The following is a 23,676-nucleotide window of genomic DNA, read 5'->3' as shown; positions in this document are numbered from 1 at the left end:
GCGCTTACTCGGCTGCGTCGGGCCGCAGCGAACGCGGCAGCGGGAAGAACTCGTTCTCTTCCGCGGCCGAGACCGTCTCCACATGCAGTTCATAACGCTCGGCGAAGGCGCCCATGATCTCCTCAACGATCACTTCCGGGGCCGAAGCGCCCGCGGTGATGCCGAGGCTCTTGATGCCCTGGAAACGCGACCAGTCGAGATCGCCGGCGCGTTGCGCCAGGATGGCAATGGGGCAGCCCTCGCGCTCGGCGACTTCGCGCAGGCGCTGCGAATTCGACGAGTTCGGCGCGCCGACCACGATCAGGGCATCGACCACCGGCGCCACCTTCTTCACCGCGAGCTGGCGGTTGGTGGTAGCGTAGCAGATGTCTTCCTTGTGCGGGCCGGAGATGTTCGGGAACCGCTCCTTCAGCATCGCCACGATCTCGGCGGTATCGTCGATCGACAGCGTCGTCTGGGTGACGAAAGCGAGGTTGTTGGGATCCTTCGGCGTGAAGGTCTTGGCGTCTTCCGCGGTCTCGATCAGGGTGACCGCGCCAACCGGCAATTGCCCGAGCGTGCCGACCACTTCCGGATGGTGGGAATGCCCGATCAGGAGGATTTCCCGGCCGCGCTTGAAATGGATCGCCGCCTCCCGGTGCACCTTGGTGACCAGGGGGCAGGTGGCGTCGAGCGAGAAGAAATTGCGGGCGCGGGCGTCAGCGGGAACCGATTTGGGCACTCCGTGGGCCGAAAACACCACCGGCGCGTTGGTATTGTCGGGGATTTCGGCCAGTTCCTCGACGAAAATCGCGCCTTTGGTCTTCAGGCTGTCGACCACATAGCGGTTATGGACGATCTCGTGGCGGACATAGACCGGGGCGCCGTAGATGGTCAGCGCCCGTTCCACGGTGTCGATTGCCCGCACCACGCCGGCGCAGAAGCCGCGGGGCGAGCAAAGCACGATTCGGAGGGGTGGTTTGGCCTGCATCGGAGCGATCTCGGACCGAATCACCCCTTGCCGCCGGGCAGGGAACGGTCAATTCGGATAAGGACTTGGGACTGCTTTCGGTCGCTGTCAAGGCTGTTTAGCAGGCCATTGCCGCATACCCCCGGACGGCTTATATAGGGCGTAATTCCCGTCATCGCTGATGACCACTGGCTTCGCCTCCAAAACAGGTGGGCGAAGCGCAAAGGAGATTTGCCATGAGCAATGCACCGCTGATGCCAAAGGCGACTGCCGTGTGGCTGGTCGACAACACCGCCCTGACCTTCGACCAAGTGGCCGATTTCACCAAAATGCACCCGCTCGAGGTCCGCGCCATCGCCGACGGCGACGCCGCCCAGGGCATCAAGGGTATGGACCCGATTTCCAACGGCCAGCTCACCCGCCAGGAGATCGAAAAGGGTGAAAAGGACCCGAACTACCGGCTCAAGCTCGAGGAGAGCAAGGTGACGCTGCCGCCGGCCGCCAAGAAGAAGGGCCCGCGCTATACCCCGGTTTCGCGCCGCCACGAGCGACCGAGCGCGATCCTGTGGCTGGTGCGCAATCACCCGGAATTGAAGGACGCCCAGATCATGCGTCTGGTCGGCACCACCAAGACCACCATCGCCAGCGTGCGCGACCGCACCCACTGGAATGCCTCCACCTTGACCCCAATGGACCCGGTGACGCTCGGCCTGTGCTCGCAGATCGAGCTCGATTTCGAGGTCCAGCGCGCGGCCAAGGAAAAGCCGACCGACGTCGCCTATGGCGGCGCCACCCTGCTGCCGGCCTCCGAGACCACCCGCAAGGAGGCGGAATTCGAGCCGAGCGAAAAGCAGCGCGACGACCTCAACGTCGACGCCGTGTTCGCCAAGCTGAAGACCATCGGCGGCAAGAAGCCGGACGACGAGGAGTAAGGGGCGCTAAGTCCCGCACGGCGCTGAAATTCACATCGTCATTGCGAGGAGCGCAGCGACGAAGCAATCCACCTCCCCTTGGGCTCGCATGGATTGCTTCGCGGAGCCTGTCATCGGGCGGCGCTTCGCGCCGACCCGTTGGCTCGCAATGACGGAAAGCGGCCATACCGGATTCGATTTTCAAACAGCAGTCGTCAAACGCAGTTTCGCGATCTCGCAGCGGGTTTCGCCCGCGCGCCATTTCGGCGCCATCATGACTGCGGCTGGAATGCCGGAATCACCGCTGCGCGCAGCCGGTGTGACCTCGCGAGGCCCCACCCTCACGCCTTCTTCAAAAACTCCGTGCGCAGCACCAGGCCCTTGACCTTGTCGGTGCGGCCCTCGATCTCGTCGGCGTTGTCGGTGAGATGAATGCCCCTGATCATGGTGCCGCGCTTCAGCACCGTGGAGGAGCCTTTCAGCTTGAGATCCTTGATCAGCGTGACGTTGTCGCCCTCGGCGAGCAGCGCGCCGTTCGAATCCCTGACCTTGATGTCCATGTGGTGATGTCCTTCTTAAAATCGTAAGCGCTGTCTTCTTCCTTCTCCCCTTGTGGGAGAAGGTGGCGCGGATGCAATCCGCGCCGGATGAGGGGTCTCCATCTGCGGACACAGACCCCTCACCCGTCCGCGATGCTACGCATCGCGTCCACCCTCTCCCACAAGGGGAGAGGGAAAACAATTACCCCAGATCGATCTCGCCTGATATCTCGTGGGTGAAGCTGACGCCACCGAGGGTGAGCACCATTTTGGCCGGCAGCTTTTCGCTGCCCTTGAGGCGGCCGCTCGCGACCGCGTCGCGCACCGCCTTCTCGATCTCGCGCTGCGAGGTGATGCCGACCTTCTTGAGGAATCCGCGCAGGCTGCGGTTGAAAACGTCCTCGTTCATGATGGTCTCCATTTGTTTTGAGCATGATCTTTTCGGAAAACCGGTACCCACTTTTCCGGATCATGCTGCAATCTAAGGCCGCGTGGGATTGTTCAGCATGTATTCGCCGAGATTGCGCTGCCGCTTGTCGGCCCGCGCGTTGGCGTTGGCGCGCTGGACGTCGCGATCCTTGCGGCAGGCGACATATTCCGGCGAGCCGACGGCATGGCTGGCGCGGCAGAACGCGTCGTCATCGGGACCGCTGTCGACCATGGTCGGCTGTCCCCGCTCCAGGCAGCCCGCGAGCAGGGGTGCGAGGAGGAGGAATGCCAGGCAGATTCGTGCGGAGCGTCGCATGTTCAATCCATTATCCCAAATCGTCATTGCCGGGCTTGACCCGGCAATCCATCGAAAACAAGGCATTTCCTGAAGAATGATGGATGCCCGGGTCAAGCCCGGGCATGACGAGAAGGTCGTCATTCCGGGATGGTGCGTTAGCACCAGACCGCAGGTGCGCAATTGCGCACCGGGGAATCTCGAGATTCCGGGTTCGATGCTTCGCATCGCCCCGGAATGACAATCACACCCTTCCCTTCAGCGCGCCCTCGATCTCGTCCAGCACCTTGGGGTCCTCGATGGTGGCGGGCATCGCCCACGCCTCGCCGTCGGCGATCTTTTTGATAGTGCCGCGCAGGATCTTTCCCGAGCGCGTCTTCGGCAGCCGGCCGACGGTGATCGCGAGCTTGAAGGCCGCGACGGGGCCGAGCTTGTCGCGCACCAGTGCCACGATCTCCTTTTCGATCTCGGCGGGCTTGCGGGTCACGCCGGCCTTCAGCACCAGGAAGCCGCAGGGCACCTCGCCCTTGATCGCGTCCTTGATGCCGAGCACCGCGCATTCGGCGACGTCGGGATGGGCGGCGAGAATCTCCTCCATGCCGCCGGTGGAGAGCCGGTGACCGGCGACATTGATGATGTCGTCGGTGCGGCCCATCACCCAGACATAGCCGTCCTCGTCCTTGTAGCCGGCGTCGGAGGTTTTGTAGTAGCCGGGAAATTCGCTGAGATAGGATTCCTTGAAGCGCTCGTCCTGCTGCCACAGCGTCGGCAGGCAACCCGGCGGCATCGGCAGCCTGATCACGATCGAGCCCATGGTGCCCGCGGGCACCGGCTTCGTCGCCTCATCGACGACGTCGACCTGATAGCCCGGCATCGGCACCGTCGGCGAGCCGTGCTTCACCGGCAGCATGCCGAGGCCGACCGGATTGCCGGCGATGCACCAGCCGGTTTCGGTCTGCCACCAGTGGTCGATCACCGGCACCTTCAATTGCTGCTCCGCCCATTCCACCGTCGGCGGATCGGCGCGCTCGCCGGCGAGAAACAGGGTACGGAATTTCGACAGGTCGTATTGCCGGATGAACGTGCCTTCCGGGTCCTCTTTCCGGATGGCACGGAACGCGGTCGGCGCGGTGAACATCGCCACCGCCTTGTGCTCCGCGATCACGCGCCAGAACGCGCCGGCGTCGGGCGTGCCGACCGGCTTGCCCTCATACATGACCGAGGTCGCGCCATGGATCAGCGGCCCGTAAACGATATAGCTGTGACCGACCACCCAGCCGATATCGGAGCCGCACCACCAGACCTCGCCGGGCTTGACGCCGTAGAGGTTGAACATTGACCATTTCAGCGCGACCAGATGTCCGCCATTGTCGCGCACCACGCCCTTCGGGATGCCTGTGGTGCCGGAGGTATAGAGAATATAGAGCGGATCGGTCGCCTTGACCGGCACGCAGTCGGCCGATTTCTTGGCGGCAATGGCGTCGGCGCGCAAGCTCGCCCAGTCATGATCGCGGCCGGCGGTGAGTTCGCAACCGTGCTGCGGCCGCTGCAGGATGATGCAGGTCTCGGGCTTGACGCTGGACAACCTGACGGCTTCGTCGAGCAGCGGCTTGTATTGTACGATGCGGCCGGGCTCGAGGCCGCAGCTTGCCGAAAAGATCAGCTTCGGCTTGGCATCCTCGATCCGGGTTGCAAGTTCCTTGGCGGCAAATCCGCCGAACACCACGCTGTGCACCGCGCCGATCCGCGCGCAGGCCAGCATCGCAACCACCGCTTCCGGCACCATCGGCATATAGAGGATGACGCGATCGCCCTTGGCGACGCCGAAATCCTGCATGATGGCGGCGAGCGTCTTCACCTCATGCAGCATCTCGGCATAGGTTAATTTGGTGATGCGGCCGCCCGCCAGCGGCGAATCGTGGATCAGCGCCACCTGGTCGGCGCGACCGCTTGCGACATGGCGGTCGAGCGCATTGTAGCAGGTGTTGACCATGGCGCCGGCGAACCAGCGGCCATAGATTCCCGTCGAAGGATCGTACACCTTTTTCGCCGGCTCGATCCAGTCGATCTCGCGCGCCGCCTCGGCCCAGAATCCTTCCGGGTCCTTGACCGAGCGGGCATGGACCTCGTGATACCGGCTGCTGCTCTGGATGTTCATGGCGTCGCTCCCGCTAGACTTAACCCGTCGTCCATAAAAGACGTGGATGGCCGGGACGAGCCCGGCCATGACCGGGATCAATTCCCGTCATTTTTCTTCGCGGCATTGTCACGGGATAACTCGACAATTCAAGGCATAAACACTGCGACATTCGGCTAACCGGCCGCGCCCGGCGGCTAGTTCGACTCGATCGCCAGCAGGCGGTCCAGCCGCTCCTTCATGGCCTTGCGCAGATCATATCCGGGCTGGCCGAACGCGGCGTTGCGGCGGGCGATGAACTCGTCCTGTTCGCGCTGCAAGGCCTTCCCGGCGCGCGGACTGTCGTTGCGGGCCTCACGCACCACCTTGGTGTGCACGGCGTTGATCTCGCGGTCGAGATTGGCCAGCTCCGGGTTGGCGCAGATCGCCTTCTCGACCGCACGCCGGGCGTTCGCGCAATTGAAGCTCGGCTTATTATGGACCGCCATCAGCGCGCCCAGGCGCTCCAGCTCCTGCGCCAGCGTCTTGTAATTGCCCTTGGCTGTCAGGTGGTCCGGGTTCAGCTTGATGGCGGCGGCGAAATCGGCCAGCGCGCGCCGGCGGTCGCCCTTCCGGCGCCAGAGTTCGCCCCTGATATTGAAGATATCCGCAAGCGCCGGGTCGAGCCGCAGCGCCGCATCGTAATCGGAGATCGCGCTGTCGATCATGTCCTTGCGGTCATAGGCGCCGGCGCGCGCGATCAGCGCCTTGATGCGATCGGTCTTCGCCGTCTTGCTGTGGTCGATCAGCGCGCCGCAAATGGCGACGATCCTGTCGGCGTCGTTGGTCGCCGCCGCGGCGGCGCAGGGCGCGGGGTCGGCCTGCAGATCGGTCGATGACCCGGTGCCGGTCGCGAGGGCACCATGTAGCGGCGCTACCGACAGGACAAATGCAACGGCCACGTTGCGGATCAGGACTGCAGGACGAAATCGCATCGATCTACCCGGCGAACAACCCTCAATATTGGAGAGACTAGGGCCCGGCAATAGTGGCCGCGAACCGGATTGCGGCGGAATTGAGCGTTGATTGACACCCGGCGGCATATGCCTGATGCCGCTTTTCTCTTGAACCATATGCCGGTCTCGGAGACTCAATACGCACATGGAGAATCCTGACGCATGACAACTTTGATTGACCATAATCCCGCGCGCGCCGCCGCATCGTCGCCCGCGCAGTATTTCTACTTCTATATGGCACTTTCGTGCACGGCCGTGGCCTTCCTTGGCTTCGCACCAACCTACTTCCTTCCACTGGCAACGGGATCGTTCCCGTCGATGCCGGTGATCCATTTTCACGGCCTGCTGTTTTTCGCCTGGTCGCTTTATTTTGTGTTCCAGACCTGGCTCGCCGCGTCCGGGCGGGTCGCACGACACCGCACGATGGGAATGATCGGGGTGTCGCTGGCGACCGCGATGACGATCTTCGGTTTCCTGGCGGCGGTGAACGCGATGAAGCGGTCCGCCGCAGTCGGACTCACCAACGAAGGCATCGCGTTTGCGATCGTCCCGCTTAGCGGCATCCTGTTCTTCGCGGTAGTCGTGACGCTCGCCATCGCCGCCACGCGCCGGCCGGAAATCCACAAGCGGCTGATGCTGCTGGCCGGCATCTCGGTGCTGGACGCCGCGGTGGCGCGCTGGTTCCTCACCTTCCTGGCGCCGCCGGGACCGCTCGGCCCGCCACCGGTCCCGGTCACCATTCCGCCGGCCTTCGTCGCCTATCTGCTGCTGGTGGCCGCGATGATGTTCGACTGGCGCACGCGCGGGCGGCCGCACCCGGTCTACGTCTATGGCGGCATTGCGCTGGTGGCCATCAAGCTCCTGAACTGGCCGATCAGCACGACAGCGGCGTGGCATTCCTTCGCGGGGGGAATTTTGGCGCTGGCGCAGTAGGCTGAATAGCCTGCCGTCATTCCGGGGCGCGCGAAAGCGCGAACCCGGAATCTCGCACTTACAACCTCCGGATTCCGGGTTCGCTCGTTTCACTCGCGCCCCGGAATGACGACATCGAAAAATCGACCTCAACTCAGCTTCAGCGTGATCCCGCCATCGACCACCAGCTCGATGCCGGTGACGTATTTCGATTCGTCGGAGGCGAGGAATAGCGCGGCGTTGGCGACGTCCCAGGCTTCGCCCATGTGCCCCATCGGCACCTGGGCGTCGCGGGCGCGCCACATCGCCTCGACGTCGCCCTTGGCGTAACTGGCGGCCAGCCCGGCGGAGTGCTCGACCATCGGCGTCTTCATCAAGCCCGGCAGGATCGCATTGACCCGGATGCGCTGCGGCGCGAATTCGACCGCGGTGGTACGCGTCATCTGATTCATCGCGGCCTTGGTGGTGGCATAGGTGACGTAGGACACGCCGGTATGGCGGATCGAGGCGATCGACGAGATGTTGATGATCGAGCCGCCGCCCTGCTTCGCCATCACGGGAATGACGTGCTTCATGGCGAGGTAGGCGCTTTTCAGATTGACCGCGAACACGCGGTCCCAGTCCGCTTCGGAGACGTCGACCACGCTTCCCATCTCGGCGATGCCGACATTGTTGTCGAGCACGTCGATGCGGCCATAGGCCTTGAGGCAGGCCGCCACCATCGCCTCGACTTCGGCGGCACGCGACACGTCGGCGGCGAAGGCGCTGGCCTTGCCGCCTTCGGACGTGATGATGTCGACGGTTTCCTGCGCCGCCTTGCCGTTGCGGTCGACGCAAAACACCTGTGCGCCCTCGCGCGCAAAGGTCACCGCGGTCGCCTTGCCGTTGCCCCAGCCCGGCCCGATCGAACCGGCGCCGACCACCATCGCTGTCTTGCCCTTGAGTCGATCCATCGACTTCTCCCTTTGTGATGTTCGTTGGGATACTTGTAGACCGGATGGAGCCCCCGGGTCACGCCTTCGGCGTGCCCAAGGATAAACTCCGCGCAATCCGGCTACGGACTACATGCTTTCATTGTCGTGACATTGGCCCCGACCGGGTGCCCGAGGATTTCCGACAGCGTCCGGCAATTGCCGCCCGCGCACAGCCGCCATTCGCCGGCGGCGCCGGAATTGCCCAGCACCACTTGCGGCATGGCGCCGGGTTTCGGCTGCCATTGAAACCAGCCATCGACCAGCCGCGCTTCCGGCGGCGGCTCCATGCCGGCGCCGGAGCCTTTCACCCGCGCCTGCGTCAGCTCGAGGCCCCGCGGGGTGACGCGCCAGTCTTCCTGCCATTCGACCTTTTCGATGGAGTGGGTCCAGGCAAGCGTGAAAGCCGCTACCGACAGCGCCTTGACGACACCGGCCGAGGCGAGGCAGAGGCTCAAGCCGCCGCCACCGCGCTGCGCGAGCGCTGCCGCCACTGCCAGAGCACGATGGCGAGCGTCACCGTAAAGCCGATGGTATCGCTGAAAGGAAACTCGCCGAGCAGGCAGAGCGCCGCCACCGAGGCGACCACGCGTTCGGCGATCGTCAGGCGGGCGAACAGGAAGCCGATCGCGACGATGCCGAACAGGCCGATAGCGACCAGCGCCTTGAAGGTGGCGAGCGCCACCGCGCCGTGGAAGCCGAGCTGGGCTTCCATCGGATCGCCGGCCTGCAGCATCAGCGCCGGCGAATAGACGAAGATGAAGGGAATGACATAACCGGCCAGCGCGATGCGCATCGCCTCCCAGCCGATCTTGTCGGGGTTTTCCCGGGCGATCGGCGCTGCCGCCAGCGCGGCCAGCGCCACCGGCGGCGAGAGGTCGGCCATGATGCCGTAATAGAATGCGAACATGTGGCTGACGATCAAGGGCACGCCGAGTTTGGCCAATGCAGGTGCTGCGAGAGCCGCGGTGATGATGTAGGTCGGAATGGTCGGGATGCCGGTGCCGAGCAGGATCGACAGCAACATCGTCATGACCAGCGCGAGGAACAGGCTCTTGGCGCCGAGGCCGATGATCCAGCCGCCGAAGATGGCGCCGACGCCGGTCTGTGTCATCATGCCGATGATGGTGCCGACGATGGCGCAGGCCATGCCGACGGTGAGTGCCGATTTGGCGCTGTCGGCGAGCGAATCCCGGCAGGCCCGCAGCGTCGCCCGGCCGCCGCGTGCAAACGAGGTGACAAGCACCAGTGCGCCGACGACGCCGGCGATCGGAATGATCTCGAGGCCGTCGCGCGACGCCGCGCCTACCACCAGCGAGAGCCCGATCCAGAACACATAGCGCAGCGCGTTGCTGGAGAAACCGAGCGTGATGCTGGCGCCGAGAATCAGCGCCACCGTCAGCGCCAGCCCCATGCTGCCGGCATAGAGCGGCGTGAAACCCTCGAACAGCATGTAGACCAGCGCCGCCAGCGGCAGCACCAGGTACCAGCGCGCCACCAGCGCCTTCCAGGCACTCGGGATTTCCGATTTGTTCATGCCGACGAGGCCGTGCTTGCCGGCCTCGAGATGCACCATCCAGAACGCGGAAGCGAAATAGAGCACTGCCGGAATCACCGCGGCCCTGACGATGACGGAATATTCGACGCCGAGCGTCTCCGCCATGATGAAGGCGACGGCGCCCATCACCGGCGGCATGATCTGTCCGCCCATCGAGGCGGTGGCCTCGACACCGGCGGCAAAGGCGCGGCGATAGCCGAACCTGATCATCAGCGGGATCGTGAACTGGCCGACGGTGACGACATTGGCGACGCCGGAGCCGGAGATCGTGCCCATCATGCCCGAGGCGAACACCGCGACCTTGGCCGGCCCGCCGCGGGTGCCGCCGAACAGGCCGAGCGAGACGTCGGTGAACAGCTGGATCATGCCGGCCCGCTCGAGGAACGAGCCGAACAGGATGAACAGGAAGATGTAGGTCGCCGAAACGTAGATCGGGACGCCGTAAAACCCTTCGGTGCCGTAGGACAGGTGCGTAATGACCTGGTCGAAATCATAGCCGCGATGGTTGAACGGCGCGGGCAGATACTGGCCGAAGAACCAGTAGAGCAGAGAGGCGCTGCACATCAAAGGCAGCGCCAGCCCCATCAGCCGCCGCGCGCCCTCGAAAATCAGGACCGCCAGCAGCGTGCCGACCGCGAGATCGAGCCGCGTCGGATCGCCGTCGCGCGCGATCAGGTCGGCGTAGAAGATCCACTGGTAGAGCCCGCAGAGAAACCCGGCGGCGCCGGTCAGCCAGCCGGCGGCGCGGCCGAGATCGCTTCTGGCGGTGAAATTGGCGATCAGACCGAAGGTCAGGAGCAGCAGGAAGCCGACATGAACGCCGCGCACCACCTGGCTCGGCAGATAACTGAAGGCGGCGACGTAAAGCTGGAACACCGCAAAGGCGATGCCGATGGCATAGGCGAGGCGTCCCCAGCCGCGCGGACCGAAGCCCTCGGGAATCCCGTGCTCGAAATTGTCGAATGCGACCTTGACCGGCTTCCCGGCGCCCTCAGCCTGCAGCATGTTGCGTTCCCCACGCCCAAGTCGTCATGCGCCATTGCTGGCGCACCGCCTAACACGTCATGGCCGGGCTTGACCCGGCCATCCATCAAAAATGAAATTCACTCGAGAACTTACTCGAAGAAAGATGGATGGCCGGGATATCTGCACAAAGAAAGCGCTTCGCGCTTTTGCCCGGTCATGACGACCAATTGAAGCAGCCTACTTGATCAGGCCCTTTTCCTTGTAATAGCGGACCGCGCCCGGATGCAGCGGCACCGGACTGCCGGCTGCCGCGGTCGCAAGCTTGATCTCCTTGCCGGCCGCGTGCGCATTCGCCAGTTCCGGCAACGACTCGAAAACCAGTTTGGTCATCTGATAGGCGAGATCGTCGGAGACGGCGGAGCTGGTCACCAGATAGTTGATCACGGCCGCGGTCGGGACGTCCTTGTCCTGGCCGTTATAGGTATTGGCGGGAATGTTCACGGCGACGAACGGCGGGCCGATCTTGTCGACCACCGCCCTGGGAACCGACACCACGGTGATCTCGGTCGAGGTCGAGAGATCCTTCAGAGAGGCTACCCCGAGACCGGCCGATTGCAGCGTTGCACTCAACTGCCGGTTCTTCATCAGGTCGACGGATTCCGCGAACGGCAGGTATTCGATCTTGCCCATATCCTTGTAGCTCATCCCGGCGGCGCCGAGGATGGCGCGCGAATTGAGCTCGGTGCCCGATTTGGGCGCGCCGACCGAGAGGCTCTTGCCCTTGAGGTCGGCCAGCGTTTTGATGCCGCTGTCGGCGGTGGCGACGATCTGGATATAGTTCGGATAGATCGCCCCGATGGTGCGCAGCTTGTCGAGCTTGGACTTGAAGCCGGCCTCCGCGTCGCCATCCCATGCGGCCTTCAGCGAATCGCCGAGCGTAAACGCGATCTCGCCGCGGCCCTGCTGCAGCAGCACCAGATTCTCCACCGACGCCTTGGTGGCCTGCACCTGGGTCTTCACACCGGGAATCTTGTCGCCGTAGATTTTTCCGATGGCGACGCCGAGCGGATAATATACGCCCGAGGTGCCGCCGGTCAGCACATTGATGAATTGCTGGGCATGGGCGGCCGGGGCCGACAGGGTCGCCGCGAAGGCAACAGCGGCCGCAATGAGCTTCGACTTCATAATCGATGTTCTCCCCCGAATGGCCGGGAAAGTGGACGGACGCGCGCCCCGGGTCAACCCGGCTTGTTGCCAAAATGCGGTTCGCGGCGGCTATTTCGCGCGAGTCTCAATAATTCCAAAGTTGCCTCGCGGAAGCTCTTGCCACGGTTGACGAAAACCGGGATCAATGCGGCGCGATCGAAGACGCGGCCAGCCAGGCTCGGCCATGAAAGAAGGCGTTCCGGGGGAAGCATGGCCGCAGACAATCCGACACCGGGCAAGACATCGCCCAATGACGACGTCGTCGCCGTTTCCGAAGAGGCCCTGCACAAGGCCGAGTCGTTCATCGAGGCCGAAGAGGGCGCAGCCAACCGGCTGATGGGCTGGGCCGGGTGGATCTCGACCGCCATCGCCGTGGTCATGAGCCTGTTCCACCTCTACGCCGCCTACGCGATCGTTCCGACCCAGGAACTGCGCTACACCCACGTCGCCTTCACGCTGGTGCTGAGCTTCCTGCTGTTTCCGCTGGCGACGCGGTTTCGCAACCGGGTGCGCTGGTGGGATGTGGTGCCCGGCATCTTCGCGGTCCTGACCATCGCCTACGCGCTGTGGGGCGGCGAGGACTTTACCGACCGCGCCACCATGCCCGACCGCTGGGACGTCATCATCGGCATCGTGTTCATCATCCTGCTGCTGGAGGCGACCCGCCGCACCACCGGGGCGATCATGCCCGTGGTGTCGCTACTGTTCATTGCCTATGCGATGCTCGGCCCGCATCTGCCGGCGCCGTGGACGCATCGCGGCTACGACCTGCCGCGGCTGGTCGGTCACCTCTTCATCACCCTGGAAGGCATTTTCGGCGTCGCAGTCGACGTGTCGGCGACGCTGATCATCCTGTTCACGATCTACGGCGCGTTCCTGCAGCAATCCGGCGCCGGCAAGTTCTTCATCGATTTCTCGCTGGCGCTGATGGGCGGCAAGCCGAACAGCGCCGGGCGTACCGTGGTGCTGTCGTCGTTCCTGTTGGGCGGACCGTCGGGATCCGGCGTCGCCACCACCGTGATGATCGGCACCGTGGCCTATCCGATGCTGGCCAAGGCCGGCTTCGAGAAGAACGCCGCCGGCGGATTGCTGGCGGCCGGCGGGCTCGGCGCCATCCTGTCGCCGCCGGTGCTGGGCGCGGCCGCCTTCCTGATCGCCGAGTTCCTCAAGATCAGCTACCTCGACGTGATCTGGATGGCGACGATTCCGACCTGTCTCTATTACCTGTCGCTATTGATCATGGTCGAACTGGACGCCCGCAAGTTCGGCGCCAAGGATGTCACCTTCGTTCCCGACATGACGCTCGGCCAGATGACGAAGCGTTACGGCTTCCATTTCATCTCGCTGATCGCCGTGGTGGTGTTCATGGTGATCGGCTACTCGCCGACGCTGTCGGTGTTTTACGCCACGGCGGTCACCTTCGCGCTGAGTTTCCTGCGCAGGGAGACGGCGCTGGTGCCGAAGCGACTGGTGAAGGCGCTCGCCGACGGCTCGATCGGCGCGCTGAACGCCGCCACCACCTGCGCCTGCGCCGGCATCGTCGTCGGTGTCGTGACCCTGACCGGCCTCGGGCTCAAATTCTCGTCGATCGTGATCGCCTATGCCGGCGGCAGCCTGCTGCTGACCGCGATCTATACCGCGCTGATCGTGTGGATCATCGGTCTCGCGGTGCCGGTGACCGCGTCCTACATCATCTGCGCCGTGATCGCCGCACCCGCGCTGATCAAGCTCGGCGTGCCCGATTACGCCGCCCACATGTTCATCTTCTATTACGCCGTGCTGTCGGAGGTGTCGCCGCCGACGGCGCTGTCGCCGTTCGCAGCCGCCGCCATCACTGGCGGCGATCCCTACCGCACCACGCTGCAGTCGTGGAAATACACGCTGCCGGCGTTCCTGGTGCCGTTCGTGTTCGTGCTCGATCCGCAGGGCGTCGGCCTCTTGCTCGCGATCCCGAAGGGCGGATCATGGGTCGACGTGCTCGAGATCACGATCAAGACAACATTGGGGCTGGTGGCGCTCGCCGCGGTTGCCCAGAACTGGGGCTTGCGACAAAATACGCCGACCGAACGCGGCCTGCTTCTGCTATCGGGGCTGCTGCTGGTGTTTCCGAGCCTGATCGAGGCAATCATCGAATCGGTCATCGGACGCGACATCAGCTACACCTACGTGCCGGGGCTGATCATCGGCCTCGGCGTACTGCTGTGGCAGTTCAGGACGCCGGCGCCAAAACGACCGGCCCTTACGATTTAATCAGGGAGTGAACTTACGATGACAAGAGCAAGAAAGACCGCAGCGATACTGGCTGTCACCCTCACGGCGGGGCTGGCACTCGCCGGAATGGTTCATGCCCAGCAGAAGACCATGTCGATCGGCACCGGCGGCACCGGCGGCGTCTATTATCCGCTCGGCGGCGCCGTCGCCAACGTGCTGTCGAAGAACCTGCCGAACGTGCAGGCCACCGCGGAGGTCACCGGCGGCTCGGTCGACAATCTCAAGCTGATCGCGTCGGGTCAGAGCGAGATGGCGTTCACGATGGCCGATGCCGCACTCGATGCCCTGCAGGGCCAGGACAAGTTCAAGAGCGGCAAGGTGCCGCTGCAAGCGCTGCTCGTGGTCTATCCGAACCGTATGCACGTGGTGACGGTCGAAGGCACCGGCATTGAAAAGATGGCCGACCTCAAGGGCAAGCGCGTCTCCACGGGATCGCCGGGCAGCGCCACCGAAGTGATGGCGTTTCGCGTCATCGAGGCTGCCGGCCTCGACAAGGACAAGGACATGAAGCGCGAACGGCTCGGCGTCGCCGAATCCGTCAATGCCGTCAAGGATCGCAAGATCGACGCCTTCTTCTGGGTCGGCGGCATTCCTACCGCGGCGGTGACCGACCTCGCGGCAACGCCCGGCATGAAATTGAAGCTGATCGACCACAGCGACACGGCCGAGAAGATGAACGCCAAATACGGCAAGCTCTATACCGCCAGCAAGATCAAGGCCGGCTCGTATCCGGGCCTCGACAAGGACAACGCCATTACCGAGGTCTGGAATCTGATCGTGACCGGCGACAAGATGAGCAATGACGACGCCTACGCCATCGTCAAGACGCTGGTGGAGAAGAAGGCCGACATCGTCGCCGTGCACAAGGAAGCCCTGAGCTTCTCGCTCGACAACCAGGTGCAGGAGCGTTCGCCGATCCCGTTCCATCCCGGCGCGCTGAAGTACTTCAAGGAAAAGGGCATCGGCGGCTAGGCACCCCTCGCCGGCCTTTCCCGCCATCCATTCCGCCAGGCGGCGCTTGACGCGCCGCCTGGCTTTTTTGTGGGGGCATCACGCGGCTGCGGCCAAGGAATACGTAGATGGCCGGGACGAAGCCCGGCCATGACGGAAGACGAATCGGAGGAACCGTCCGGCCTCTCACTCGGACGTCATGTCGAGGCATTTCGAAACGTCGGAGCCGAGGCCGGACGCGATGATGATGCAGCCGCGGATCTTCCGCGTGGTGTTGTCGCTGGCCCACACCGCGTAGCCGCCCGGGCCGAAGAACGTATTGGTGTTCGGCGGCTCGGTCTCGGCGGCGTCGAACGAATAACTGGAGTCGGTGTCGAAGATACGGACCTTCTTGGTGCAGCCGCCGTCGGTCTGCACGTTGATCACTTCCTTGTTGTCCCGCGTCAGCGCCAGGCTCATCTGGCAGCGGAAGTATTCCGATGTCTTGACGTTGAAGAGATAGGCGTACGATTTGCAGGTCGCGGTACTGAGCTTGCCGGGGCTGAGGCCCCGGCTGCAGGAAATTCTCTGGTTGCTCGAGAGCTTGAATTCATCGGCATGCGCCACGGGAACCAGCGTCACAAATGACAGCGCTGCGCCCAGGCAAATCTTCGTGACGTGGTTCATCCGAATCATCCCTATGACCTATTTGAGAAAGACTGGTTCTAGACTGAACCCGGAACATAGTCGCGAAGCCGGAAGCGGGAAATCACAAAGTCTGATGGAGGCCTGATGCGGCGAACGGGCGCGTTGACGGCCAAATGACGTTCGTGGTTTGTTCAAAAATGAGGCCGGGCTTTTTCGAACCGGTCGCGGGGAGAATGCAGGATGACGAGATTTTCGACGAAGACCGTTTTGATGGCGGCTGCGCTCGTAGTGGCCGCGGCGCTTGCCGCGCCGTCCACATCCGCATTTGCGCAAGCCGCGGCGCCGACCCCTTGGGAGCTGAAGCCGGACATGGGCTACGGCTATGGCAAGGACGGCAAGACGCTTTCCTACAAGATGGGCACCAACAATGCGGGCATGCTGCTGAAGGGCGCGAAGAAGGTGCCGAAGGGCACGTTGTTCTTCATCGGCCAGAACGGACAGCTCTATATGCGGACCGGTCCCTATCTCGAGGGCGACGGCAAGTTCATGTTCGGAGCGGAGTGAGGGCGGCTCTCAACTCCCGTCGTCCCGGCGAACGCCGGGACCCATAATCCGCGGCGCCAGTAATTTGGGGAAGGCGTCTAACGCCCTGCCTGAATGACGGGACACGGCGTATGGGTCCCGGCGTTCGCCGGGACGACAGCCAGCTAAAACGACGCCGCCAGTTGCTTGGCGCCCGGCTTGCCGCTGTTGGAATCCATCCGCTCGTCCGTGATCGCCAGCAGTTTCGCTACCGTGTTGTGGCGGATCGCGACCGGGTTGCGCTCGTAGCCGCCGCGCTGGAAGAAATTCGAGGTCGGCACCTGCTCGCGCATGGCCTGCGGCATCGTCACCATGTCGAGCCCGGTGCCGTCGCCGGTGAGGTTCATCATCTCCAGTTCGGCGGCGGTGAGCGGCTTGGTATGGCCCTTGGCGCGCGCGAACAGCACGGATGTCAGCAGCTTGTGGGTCTGCAGCAGCGGGCCGACGTCGATGTCCAGCACCATGGCATGGACCGCCCAGCCCTGCGGCGTATTGGCGAGCTTCTCATGCGCCGCCCATTCGTCCGGCACCGTGCGTGAAAACGCCACCATCCGCTTCAGCACCGCAATCTTGTGATCTATCGCCTTGCGCGCCGGGCCTGACAGCCGGGCGGCCTTTTCCGTCAGCGCCTTGATGAATTCATGTCCCTGCTCGGCGAGCAGCTCGACGCTGTTGGTGGTGAGCAGCTGATTGTAGCCGATCGCGGTCGAGATCGCGCGCGAGCCCGGCCGCGAGGCGCTCAACCCCGACTGCATGTCGTGATGGCCGTTGCCGCCGGTCTCGAACGAATAGACCCGCACCGCCTGCTCGCGCGTCAGCCCCGACGCCAGGGCCGTGCGGGCATAGACGCGCTTGAACTCGGCCTCGCTGGCGGGCCGCTGCGGCGCGAACTGGAAATGCTCGGCGGCGGCCTTCAGGAAATCGGCGACGACCGGAATGGGCTTGCGCTCGCGCGGCGGCACTTCCGGTTCGCCCTCCGGGTTCACCGGCCGTTTCGGCCCGGTGTAGCGCGGCGGCTGGGTCAGGACGTAATCATCAAGCGCGATGGCCTGGCGCCCGCGCCGCTTGGCGTTGCGGCCTTTTCGCTTTTCGTAGATCGAACTCCAATAGGCGCCGGCCTCCTGCTCGAACGCGGCGCGCGCCTCCTGATATTCCCTAAGCTTGCGGCGGTACTCCGCGATCGCCTGCGGCGACACTGCCTGCGCCATCGCGCCGGCCGTGGCGGGCGGCAGCGCGGGCGCGTCGATCGCGCCGGCCGGCGGCGCCATCAAGAGCAGCGCGAGCACGGGGAACCCGAGGCAGAGACGAATCGCATGAGGTCGCATGTCGCCTGTTTAGCAAGCCGGCCGTTGAAGTCAGCCCCGAAACGGTGCGATCGCCTGCCTCACTCCTGCGCGACGCCGCTGGCCTTGACGAGGCCGGCCCACTTCTTTTCGTCCTTGTCGATGAAGGCCGCATAGTCTTCCGGCGTGCCCGGCGTGATCTCGGTGCCGTCCAGCCCCAATTGCTTCTTCACGTCGGCGGAGGCGAGCGCGGCCTGCAGGGCCGCATTGAGCTTGTCGATCACGGGCCGCGGCGTGCCGGCCGGCGCCACCAGGCCGTAATACAGCGACGCGTCGAACCCGGGCAGGCCGGATTCGGCAATGGTCGGCACCTCCGGCAGCAGGCTGGAGCGCGTCGCGCTGGTCACCGCCAGCGCCCGCAACTTTCCCGCCGAGATGTTGGCGTGCGAGGCCGGGATCGGCGCGAACGCCATCGGGATATGTCCGCCCAACAGGTCGGTCAGCGCCGGACCGGTTCCCTTGTAGGGGATGTGGATCAGCTTGATTCCGGCGGAGGCGGCGAAATATTCGCCGGTGATGTGGCTGACCGTGCCGGCGCCGGCGGAGCCGAAATTGACCTTGCCGGGATTGGCCTTGGCATAGGCGATCAGCTCGGCGACCGACTTCGCGGGAAACGAGGGATGCACCACCAGCGAATTGGGCGCGTTGCCGATCAGGCCGATCGGCGCGAAATCCTTGCGCGGATCGTAGCCCGCGTTCTTGTACAGCGACGGTCCGATCGCCAGCGTGCCGGTATATCCCAGTGCAATCGTGTAGCCGTCGGGATCGCTCTTGGCCACTGCCTTGGTGCCGACGGTGCCGCCGGCGCCGGGGCGGTTATCGACCACGACCTTTTCGCCGAGGATTTCGCTCATCTTGTCGGCGATCACGCGGCCGACGATCGACGTCGAGCCGCCGGGCGCAAACGGGATCACCAGCGTGATGACGCGGTTCGGAAAAGTCTGGGCGTGGGCAAGGTTGAAAGTCGCAGCCAGGCCGAACGCAGCGGCGGCGCAAAGCGATTTGTTCCAGATCGACATGTTGAGCGAACTCCCCGGGACTATTCTTGTTGTTGGCCGCATCGTCGCCGAAAGAACCGATGTTCGCAACCCGGCTTGCACACACTCTCCGCCGTCATTGCGAGGAGCCAACGGGTCGCGCAAATGCGCGCCCGATGACAGGCTCCGCGACGAAGCAATCCACTCTTCGTCATTCCGGGATGGTGCGTTAGCACCAGACCCGGAATCTCGAGATTCCGGGTTCGATGCTTCGCATCGCCCCGGAATGACGAAGTCACTTCCAGGCGAACACCGGCTGTTCCAGCTCGGCGACGCGGGTGTCCCGCCCTGCCAGCACTTCGCGGAACTGGTAGATCAAGGCCGCCGTCGGCGCGTGGATGAAGTCGCCTTCGTGGTGAAACCGGATCACGCGCCGCGTGCTCTCCGGAATCGTGGTGAAGCTGAAGGCGTCTTGGTGCTCGATATCGGCCAGCGCAATGCGATGCACCGAAGCGACCTCATCGGGGTTCGGCGAGATCGCCGCGCCGGACGCCGCCCACACCACGACCGGCGTAATGAGATAGCCGGACCGGGTCGGATAATCGTCTAATAGGCCGAGCACGTCGCCGGCGCCGAGTTCAAGGCCGAGCTCCTCGTGCAGCTCGCGCAGCGCAGCCTCCGCCGGCGTCTCGCCCGCGTCGCAACGTCCGCCCGGCAGCGCCCATTGATTGCTGTGGGCGCGCAGGCCCGAGGCGCGCAGGGTCAACAGAACAGCCGTTCCGCCGGACGCATCGGCGCCGGTGAGCGCGACGGCGACCGCAGCCCGCTTCAGCGCCGGCACGGGCTCGGCCTCCGGCAAGCGCACGAACGCCGCGCAGCGCTCTGCGATATTCCGCCTTGTGGCATCGTCGAATGGCCTGCTCATCCAGCTTGACTACAACACGTCCGCGTTTGATGAAATGACCTGCAAGACATGAATGCCCGCAGAGACCGGACGGAACGACATGACTGACAAGACAGCCGCAAAACTCAAATCGGACGGCTGGACCGTCGTCGAAACCTCCGGCTTCCTGCATCTGATCGGACCGCTGTGGCAGCGCGTGGTCGACGGCGGGCACGAATACGCGCTCGCCACGCAGGACAAGCACCACAACCGCCGCGGCCTGGTGCAGGGCGGGGTGATCATGACGTTCGCCGACCGCACCTGCGGCATGACGGCACGCTACGTCTCCGGCAAGCCGACGCTCGCCACCGTGCAGCTCGACACCCATTTCGTCGAGGCCGGCAAGATCGGCGAGATCCTGATATCGAAGCCGCATGTGGTGCGCTCCACCCGCAGTTTGATCTTCATCACCACCGAGGTGACGGTCGACAAACGCTGTATCGCCATGGCCAGCGGCGTGTTTAAGATATTGAAGAACGAGACGTAGGGTTGGGTTTTCGTCATTGCGAGCCAACGGGTCGCGCGAATGCGCGCCCGATGATAAATTCCGCGAAGCAACTAACAGGCTCCGTCATTCCGGGATGGTCCGAAGGACCAGACCCGGAATGACACTCAGAGGAAGTACCCCATGCAATACCGCCCTCTCGGCCGCAGCGGCCTGAAGATTTCGCCGATCTGCCTGGGCACCATGATGTTCGGCGGCCCGACCGACGAGGCCACCTCGGTGCGGATCGTGGCGAAAGCGCGCGAGGCCGGCGTCAACTTCATCGATACCGCGGACGCCTATTCGAAGGGCGGTTCGGAGCAGGTGGTCGGCCGCGCCATTTCCAACAGCCGGCACAACTGGATCCTCGCGACCAAGCTCGCCAATTCCATGGGCGACGATCCCAACCGCGGCGGGCTGTCGCGGCGCTGGGTGCTGCAGGCGGCGGACGAAAGCCTGCAGCGGCTCGGCACCGACTACATCGACATCTATTACCTGCACAAGGAAGACCATTCGACACCGCTGCAAGAGACCGTGCGCGCGATCGGCGAGCTGATCCGGCAGGGCAAGGTGCGCTATTTCGGCCTCTCGAATTATCGCGCCTGGCGGGTCGCCGAGATCTGCAACATCTGCGACGATCTCGGCATCGACCGCCCGGTGGTCAGCCAGCCCTATTACAACGCGATGAACCGCATGCCCGAGGTCGAGCATTTCCCGGCCTGCCATTATTACGGCCTCGGCATCGTGCCCTACAGCCCGCTGGCGCGCGGCGTGCTGACCGGCAAATACGCGCCCAATGCCGCGCCCGGCAAGGACACCCGCGCGGGGCGCAACGACAAGCGCATGATGCAGACCGAATGGCGGCCGGAATCGCTGCAGCTGGCGCAGGAAATCAAACGGCATGCCGAAGCGAGAGGCATCACCGCCGGACAATTCGCGGTGTCATGGGTGCTGAACTCGTCCTTCGTCAGCGCCGTGATCGCCGGTCCCCGCACCGAGGAGCAATGGGACGATTACATCCGCGCGCTCGACTATCGCTTCACCGCCGAGGACGAGGCGCTGATCGACCGGCTGGTCACGAGCGGCCATCCCTCGACGCCGGGGTTCAACGATCCGGCCTATCCGATCGAGGGGCGGCGGGCGCGGACGGGAGCGACGCCGGGCTGAGTGCACCAGATATGCTGAGAAAATGCCCGAAATAGCCCTTGCCTGCACGCGAAGGTTGCGGAATCAATATCTTCCGGAACGGCAGGGGCAGGTGGATGTTTCTCAAGGCTTTCGGCGCAATCGCACTGTTGGTGCTTTCGTCGTCATCGGTCCCGGCGCGTGGACCCTACGGCTCCGTCAAGATCGGCAACTGGAGCGGCGGGGCATTCACCAACGACCAGACCGGCGCGTTCAGCGGATGCGTCGCATCGGCGCCCTACAAGAGCGGCATCACCGTCATCGTAATGGTGAGCGCCAACGTCACCTGGAACCTCGGTTTTTCACACAGCAACTGGTCGCTCAAACCGGGCTCGACCTTCCCCATCGTTCTCACCTTCGATGGCCGCGCCCCGTTCAACGTCGACGGCCGGGTTATTTCCACCCATGCCGTCAGCGTCGACATGCCCGACACGTCCGATCTGATCAAGCAATTCAGGGCTTCGACGACGATGAGCGCGTTCGCCGAGGGCAACCTGTTCCAGTTCAATCTCGACAAGACCAGCATCCTGCTTCCGGCACTGGTCAACTGTGTCGTGACCGTGAACCGCGACGGTATCGCCGGCGCCAAGGATTTCGTCCTGCCGCAGCGGGCGCCGGCCGCAGCGGCCCGCGCCGCTCCACCGCAAACCGGCGGCAGCCTCACGCCCGCCTCGGGTCCGTCCACGCCCGAGCTTCAGCTCGAGGCCATGGAGTTTGCGTCCAACTTCATCCTGAAGGCCTCGCTCAATAACCCGCGCGTGCTCAGCCGGGCGGAAACGCCGGCCACGCTGGTCAACAACGGCGCAGCCTGGCGGTCGGACGACGCGATCGGCTTTGTGAGAATCATTCCGGCGCAAGCGGGCGTGAAGGGCCTCGACGTGGCCTCTGGCGTTGTCGCCAACGATGCGCGAGCCTGCAAGGGCAAGTTCGCATCGGCCCGCAACAGCGAACTGGTCGACAGCGACGTGGTATTCAGGGGCATGTCCTCGTGCGAGGATTCCGAGCACGCCAGCATCTCCGAGTATTTCGTACTGCCGCGCAAGAAGGGCGGCTTCGTGCTGTTCTCGGTGGTTGCGAATTTGCGGATTGCAGAAGCCAGGAACCCGCTGCGCGAAGAGAAGAACAAGGATTTCAGAAAGGCCGCTCTGGTGGCCGTCGGCCCGTAAGGCAAGGGCCGCATCGCCTGAATAACAATATCCCCGGCGAGCCCCGCCATGGAGCGCTATAGTGCTCCTCTCATGGAAAGCGATTCCACGCGCAATCCCGGGCTATGCCTGGGTTACGCACCATCGCAGGTCTTCTTTCCGGCATCGCCGGATTTTTCCGTTCTCCCGACCGAGCGCAACGGGCCCGCATCCGCAACACAGCTGTCACATTCCGGATGCATAGTTTGCAGCGTGACGATCGCACCTCCCGACGCGGACACGAGCGATCTCGATCGAATTTTCCTATCGCTGACAATAAGGAAAGCGGCATGGCCTCGAGACTGACCAATCATATTGCAGCAGCGCTTGTTGCAGGAGCATCGGCGCTGTTTTCGCCCGTGGCATCGGCGGACGTCGCGATCGACAACAGCGCGCTTTCGGGCGCCGCCTTTCGTCCGCATCAGCGAACCTTCGGCCTCGTCTACACCCTCCCGAAGGAAGTGAACGAGACCCTCGACGCGACGGTCAAGGGCCTGCTGCGGGAAAAACTTCTGAACGCGAAACTCGACACCGAAGCGCAGAATCACAACATCCCGCATGTGACAGTGGTGCATATCCACAGTGCAGACCCGGCCACGCCGGAAAAAATGCTCAAAGCGCTGCCGAAGCTGCCGCCGGTTCTCAATGTCACCCTGAAGAATTTCTATACCACGGAAGCCGCCAAGGGCGCCGGTCAGCCATGGTGGCTCGACCTTGGTATCGTCAAGGAAGGCGAGAGCTTCGAGAACATGATGGCATTCAACACCGCGGCTACCGCCGCACTGACCCCGCTGCGTGACGGCCCGCTGCCGCGCTGCACCGGGCCGGTCTACGCCAACATGAGCGATGCAGCAAAAGAGCTGGTGAAAACCGTCGGCGTCAGCGGCGTCAACGTCATCAAGGATGGCAAGGAACTGCGGTCGTACAATCCGCATAACACGCTGGTTTACAGCAATGCGAAGTTTACCCCGGAGTTGCAGAAGTACTGGAATCAGACGGCCGCCGAGTTCAACCAGATCCTGCCCAATGGAATTGCCACATCGTTGAAGAGCGTTTCGATCGTGGAATTGGGATTTGCCGGAAACGTCTTGCGGGAAATCTACCGGATCAATCTTCAGGACGGATCGATCCTGAACGTGGCTACGGGAAAGATCGCGATGAAGTGACGCCGGCCGATTCCGCCCTGGCACGGGATCGAGCCCTGCTTCGCGAGGCGCCGCCGGCCCGGCGCCCGATCGATCTTCGGCTACCCGCTGAAATG

At 63.9% G+C, this 23,676-nt stretch carries 23 protein-coding genes; 9 read left to right on the top strand and 14 right to left on the bottom strand.

The features are described 5' to 3' along the window. Positions 1 to 4 precede the first annotated feature (4 nt). Positions 5 to 970 (bottom strand): 4-hydroxy-3-methylbut-2-enyl diphosphate reductase, encoded by a 966-nt coding sequence (ispH, locus tag KMZ29_RS04325; protein WP_215622606.1) that lies wholly within the window; start codon positions 968 to 970, stop codon positions 5 to 7. Positions 971 to 1,185: 215 nt separating this feature from the next. Between ispH and KMZ29_RS04320 the strand changes: the two genes are divergently transcribed. Next, positions 1,186 to 1,881, top strand: coding sequence for a DUF1013 domain-containing protein (locus tag KMZ29_RS04320; RefSeq protein WP_215604845.1), 696 nt, complete (start codon positions 1,186 to 1,188; stop codon positions 1,879 to 1,881). Positions 1,882 to 2,201: 320 nt separating this feature from the next. Here KMZ29_RS04320 and KMZ29_RS04315 read toward each other — a convergent pair whose 3' ends face one another. From KMZ29_RS04315 to KMZ29_RS04295, 5 genes are all read right to left on the bottom strand, one after another. Then, positions 2,202 to 2,420: an alkylphosphonate utilization protein gene (locus KMZ29_RS04315; RefSeq protein ID WP_215622605.1), complete on the bottom strand. Its 219-nt coding sequence runs from the start codon at positions 2,418 to 2,420 to the stop codon at positions 2,202 to 2,204. Positions 2,421 to 2,601: 181 nt separating this feature from the next. Continuing rightward, complete coding sequence (locus tag KMZ29_RS04310) at positions 2,602 to 2,808, bottom strand: DUF6494 family protein (RefSeq protein WP_215622604.1); 207 nt, start codon at positions 2,806 to 2,808, stop codon at positions 2,602 to 2,604. A gap of 72 nt (positions 2,809 to 2,880) precedes the next feature. Beyond that, a complete protein-coding gene (locus tag KMZ29_RS04305; protein WP_369810074.1) occupies positions 2,881 to 3,144 on the bottom strand; it encodes a hypothetical protein in 264 nt (87 codons plus the stop codon). A 223-nt stretch (positions 3,145 to 3,367) separates the two neighbouring features. Then, on the bottom strand, positions 3,368 to 5,281 hold the full coding sequence (locus KMZ29_RS04300; protein ID WP_215622602.1) for a propionyl-CoA synthetase: 1,914 nt from the start codon (positions 5,279 to 5,281) through the stop codon (positions 3,368 to 3,370). 176 nt (positions 5,282 to 5,457) lie between these two features. Continuing rightward, on the bottom strand, positions 5,458 to 6,234 hold the full coding sequence (locus KMZ29_RS04295) for a lysozyme inhibitor LprI family protein (protein ID WP_215622601.1): 777 nt from the start codon (positions 6,232 to 6,234) through the stop codon (positions 5,458 to 5,460). 183 nt (positions 6,235 to 6,417) lie between these two features. Here KMZ29_RS04295 and KMZ29_RS04290 point away from each other — a divergent pair, with 183 nt between their 5' ends. Further along, positions 6,418 to 7,188: a hypothetical protein gene (locus tag KMZ29_RS04290; RefSeq protein ID WP_215622600.1), complete on the top strand. Its 771-nt coding sequence runs from the start codon at positions 6,418 to 6,420 to the stop codon at positions 7,186 to 7,188. Between the two features lie 128 nt (positions 7,189 to 7,316). On the opposite strand, the gene KMZ29_RS04285 is transcribed toward KMZ29_RS04290, so the two are convergent. The 4 genes from KMZ29_RS04285 to KMZ29_RS04270 all read right to left on the bottom strand — a co-directional run bounded on the left by KMZ29_RS04285 (position 7,317) and on the right by KMZ29_RS04270 (position 11,847). Beyond that, the gene (locus tag KMZ29_RS04285) at positions 7,317 to 8,120 is read right to left on the bottom strand and encodes an SDR family NAD(P)-dependent oxidoreductase (protein ID WP_215622599.1); all 804 of its coding nucleotides are present in this window, start codon (positions 8,118 to 8,120) and stop codon (positions 7,317 to 7,319) included. A gap of 101 nt (positions 8,121 to 8,221) precedes the next feature. Next, positions 8,222 to 8,632, bottom strand: coding sequence for a DUF1850 domain-containing protein (locus KMZ29_RS04280; protein WP_215622598.1), 411 nt, complete (start codon positions 8,630 to 8,632; stop codon positions 8,222 to 8,224). Next, positions 8,593 to 10,701 (bottom strand): TRAP transporter permease, encoded by a 2,109-nt coding sequence (locus KMZ29_RS04275; protein WP_215622597.1) that lies wholly within the window; start codon positions 10,699 to 10,701, stop codon positions 8,593 to 8,595. The genes KMZ29_RS04280 and KMZ29_RS04275 overlap by 40 nt, the downstream gene beginning before the upstream one ends. 198 nt (positions 10,702 to 10,899) lie before the next feature. Further along, on the bottom strand, positions 10,900 to 11,847 hold the full coding sequence (locus tag KMZ29_RS04270) for a TAXI family TRAP transporter solute-binding subunit (protein WP_215622596.1): 948 nt from the start codon (positions 11,845 to 11,847) through the stop codon (positions 10,900 to 10,902). Between the two features lie 231 nt (positions 11,848 to 12,078). Here KMZ29_RS04270 and KMZ29_RS04265 point away from each other — a divergent pair, with 231 nt between their 5' ends. Beyond that, complete coding sequence (locus KMZ29_RS04265; RefSeq protein ID WP_215622595.1) at positions 12,079 to 14,118, top strand: TRAP transporter permease; 2,040 nt, start codon at positions 12,079 to 12,081, stop codon at positions 14,116 to 14,118. 18 nt (positions 14,119 to 14,136) lie between these two features. Further along, the gene (locus KMZ29_RS04260) at positions 14,137 to 15,111 is read left to right on the top strand and encodes a TAXI family TRAP transporter solute-binding subunit (protein WP_215622594.1); all 975 of its coding nucleotides are present in this window, start codon (positions 14,137 to 14,139) and stop codon (positions 15,109 to 15,111) included. Positions 15,112 to 15,276: 165 nt separating this feature from the next. Here the strand turns inward: KMZ29_RS04260 and KMZ29_RS04255 are convergent, their stop codons facing one another. Next, positions 15,277 to 15,756, bottom strand: coding sequence for a hypothetical protein (locus KMZ29_RS04255; RefSeq protein WP_215622593.1), 480 nt, complete (start codon positions 15,754 to 15,756; stop codon positions 15,277 to 15,279). Between the two features lie 201 nt (positions 15,757 to 15,957). Between KMZ29_RS04255 and KMZ29_RS04250 the strand changes: the two genes are divergently transcribed. Further along, positions 15,958 to 16,281, top strand: coding sequence for a hypothetical protein (locus KMZ29_RS04250; RefSeq protein ID WP_215622592.1), 324 nt, complete (start codon positions 15,958 to 15,960; stop codon positions 16,279 to 16,281). Between the two features lie 143 nt (positions 16,282 to 16,424). On the opposite strand, the gene KMZ29_RS04245 is transcribed toward KMZ29_RS04250, so the two are convergent. From KMZ29_RS04245 to KMZ29_RS04235, 3 genes are all read right to left on the bottom strand, one after another. Further along, positions 16,425 to 17,624, bottom strand: coding sequence for a hypothetical protein (locus KMZ29_RS04245; RefSeq protein ID WP_215622591.1), 1,200 nt, complete (start codon positions 17,622 to 17,624; stop codon positions 16,425 to 16,427). A gap of 59 nt (positions 17,625 to 17,683) precedes the next feature. Continuing rightward, a complete protein-coding gene (locus KMZ29_RS04240; protein ID WP_215622590.1) occupies positions 17,684 to 18,661 on the bottom strand; it encodes a Bug family tripartite tricarboxylate transporter substrate binding protein in 978 nt (325 codons plus the stop codon). A 253-nt stretch (positions 18,662 to 18,914) separates the two neighbouring features. Further along, on the bottom strand, positions 18,915 to 19,544 hold the full coding sequence (locus tag KMZ29_RS04235; RefSeq protein WP_215622589.1) for an NUDIX hydrolase: 630 nt from the start codon (positions 19,542 to 19,544) through the stop codon (positions 18,915 to 18,917). Between the two features lie 79 nt (positions 19,545 to 19,623). Here KMZ29_RS04235 and KMZ29_RS04230 point away from each other — a divergent pair, with 79 nt between their 5' ends. From KMZ29_RS04230 to KMZ29_RS04215, 4 genes are all read left to right on the top strand, one after another. After that, the gene (locus KMZ29_RS04230) at positions 19,624 to 20,049 is read left to right on the top strand and encodes a PaaI family thioesterase (RefSeq protein WP_215622588.1); all 426 of its coding nucleotides are present in this window, start codon (positions 19,624 to 19,626) and stop codon (positions 20,047 to 20,049) included. Between the two features lie 141 nt (positions 20,050 to 20,190). After that, complete coding sequence (locus KMZ29_RS04225) at positions 20,191 to 21,213, top strand: aldo/keto reductase (protein ID WP_215622587.1); 1,023 nt, start codon at positions 20,191 to 20,193, stop codon at positions 21,211 to 21,213. A 95-nt stretch (positions 21,214 to 21,308) separates the two neighbouring features. Further along, positions 21,309 to 22,397 (top strand): hypothetical protein, encoded by a 1,089-nt coding sequence (locus KMZ29_RS04220; protein WP_215622586.1) that lies wholly within the window; start codon positions 21,309 to 21,311, stop codon positions 22,395 to 22,397. A gap of 308 nt (positions 22,398 to 22,705) precedes the next feature. Beyond that, on the top strand, positions 22,706 to 23,581 hold the full coding sequence (locus KMZ29_RS04215; RefSeq protein WP_215622585.1) for a hypothetical protein: 876 nt from the start codon (positions 22,706 to 22,708) through the stop codon (positions 23,579 to 23,581). The last annotated feature ends 95 nt before the right edge of the window (positions 23,582 to 23,676 follow it).

It is taken from the genome of Bradyrhizobium sediminis, from assembly GCF_018736085.1.
GTDB classification, from domain to species: domain Bacteria; phylum Pseudomonadota; class Alphaproteobacteria; order Rhizobiales; family Xanthobacteraceae; genus Bradyrhizobium; species Bradyrhizobium sediminis.
The sequence above is the reverse complement of the archived record's forward strand: the minus strand, read 5'-3'. Positions and strand labels throughout refer to the sequence as shown.

Bases quoted from the DNA above. Each gene is read 5' to 3' on its own strand.
- KMZ29_RS04295 (WP_215622601.1), bottom strand. From the start codon at position 6,234: ATGCGATTTCGTCCTGCAGTCCTGATCCGCAACGTGGCCGTTGCATTT.
- KMZ29_RS04240 (WP_215622590.1), bottom strand. From the start codon at position 18,661: ATGTCGATCTGGAACAAATCGCTTTGCGCCGCCGCTGCGTTCGGCCTG.
- KMZ29_RS04305 (WP_369810074.1), bottom strand. From the start codon at position 3,144: ATGCGACGCTCCGCACGAATCTGCCTGGCATTCCTCCTCCTCGCACCC.
- KMZ29_RS04245 (WP_215622591.1), bottom strand. From the start codon at position 17,624: ATGCGACCTCATGCGATTCGTCTCTGCCTCGGGTTCCCCGTGCTCGCG.
- ispH (WP_215622606.1), bottom strand. From the start codon at position 970: ATGCAGGCCAAACCACCCCTCCGAATCGTGCTTTGCTCGCCCCGCGGC.
- KMZ29_RS04285 (WP_215622599.1), bottom strand. From the start codon at position 8,120: ATGGATCGACTCAAGGGCAAGACAGCGATGGTGGTCGGCGCCGGTTCG.
- KMZ29_RS04255 (WP_215622593.1), bottom strand. From the start codon at position 15,756: ATGAACCACGTCACGAAGATTTGCCTGGGCGCAGCGCTGTCATTTGTG.
- KMZ29_RS04250 (WP_215622592.1), top strand. From the start codon at position 15,958: ATGACGAGATTTTCGACGAAGACCGTTTTGATGGCGGCTGCGCTCGTA.
- KMZ29_RS04300 (WP_215622602.1), bottom strand. From the start codon at position 5,281: ATGAACATCCAGAGCAGCAGCCGGTATCACGAGGTCCATGCCCGCTCG.
- KMZ29_RS04260 (WP_215622594.1), top strand. From the start codon at position 14,137: ATGACAAGAGCAAGAAAGACCGCAGCGATACTGGCTGTCACCCTCACG.
- KMZ29_RS04315 (WP_215622605.1), bottom strand. From the start codon at position 2,420: ATGGACATCAAGGTCAGGGATTCGAACGGCGCGCTGCTCGCCGAGGGC.
- KMZ29_RS04310 (WP_215622604.1), bottom strand. From the start codon at position 2,808: ATGAACGAGGACGTTTTCAACCGCAGCCTGCGCGGATTCCTCAAGAAG.
- KMZ29_RS04220 (WP_215622586.1), top strand. From the start codon at position 21,309: ATGTTTCTCAAGGCTTTCGGCGCAATCGCACTGTTGGTGCTTTCGTCG.
- KMZ29_RS04230 (WP_215622588.1), top strand. From the start codon at position 19,624: ATGACTGACAAGACAGCCGCAAAACTCAAATCGGACGGCTGGACCGTC.
- KMZ29_RS04235 (WP_215622589.1), bottom strand. From the start codon at position 19,544: ATGAGCAGGCCATTCGACGATGCCACAAGGCGGAATATCGCAGAGCGC.
- KMZ29_RS04270 (WP_215622596.1), bottom strand. From the start codon at position 11,847: ATGAAGTCGAAGCTCATTGCGGCCGCTGTTGCCTTCGCGGCGACCCTG.
- KMZ29_RS04275 (WP_215622597.1), bottom strand. From the start codon at position 10,701: ATGCTGCAGGCTGAGGGCGCCGGGAAGCCGGTCAAGGTCGCATTCGAC.
- KMZ29_RS04290 (WP_215622600.1), top strand. From the start codon at position 6,418: ATGACAACTTTGATTGACCATAATCCCGCGCGCGCCGCCGCATCGTCG.
- KMZ29_RS04225 (WP_215622587.1), top strand. From the start codon at position 20,191: ATGCAATACCGCCCTCTCGGCCGCAGCGGCCTGAAGATTTCGCCGATC.
- KMZ29_RS04215 (WP_215622585.1), top strand. From the start codon at position 22,706: ATGGCCTCGAGACTGACCAATCATATTGCAGCAGCGCTTGTTGCAGGA.
- KMZ29_RS04265 (WP_215622595.1), top strand. From the start codon at position 12,079: ATGGCCGCAGACAATCCGACACCGGGCAAGACATCGCCCAATGACGAC.
- KMZ29_RS04320 (WP_215604845.1), top strand. From the start codon at position 1,186: ATGAGCAATGCACCGCTGATGCCAAAGGCGACTGCCGTGTGGCTGGTC.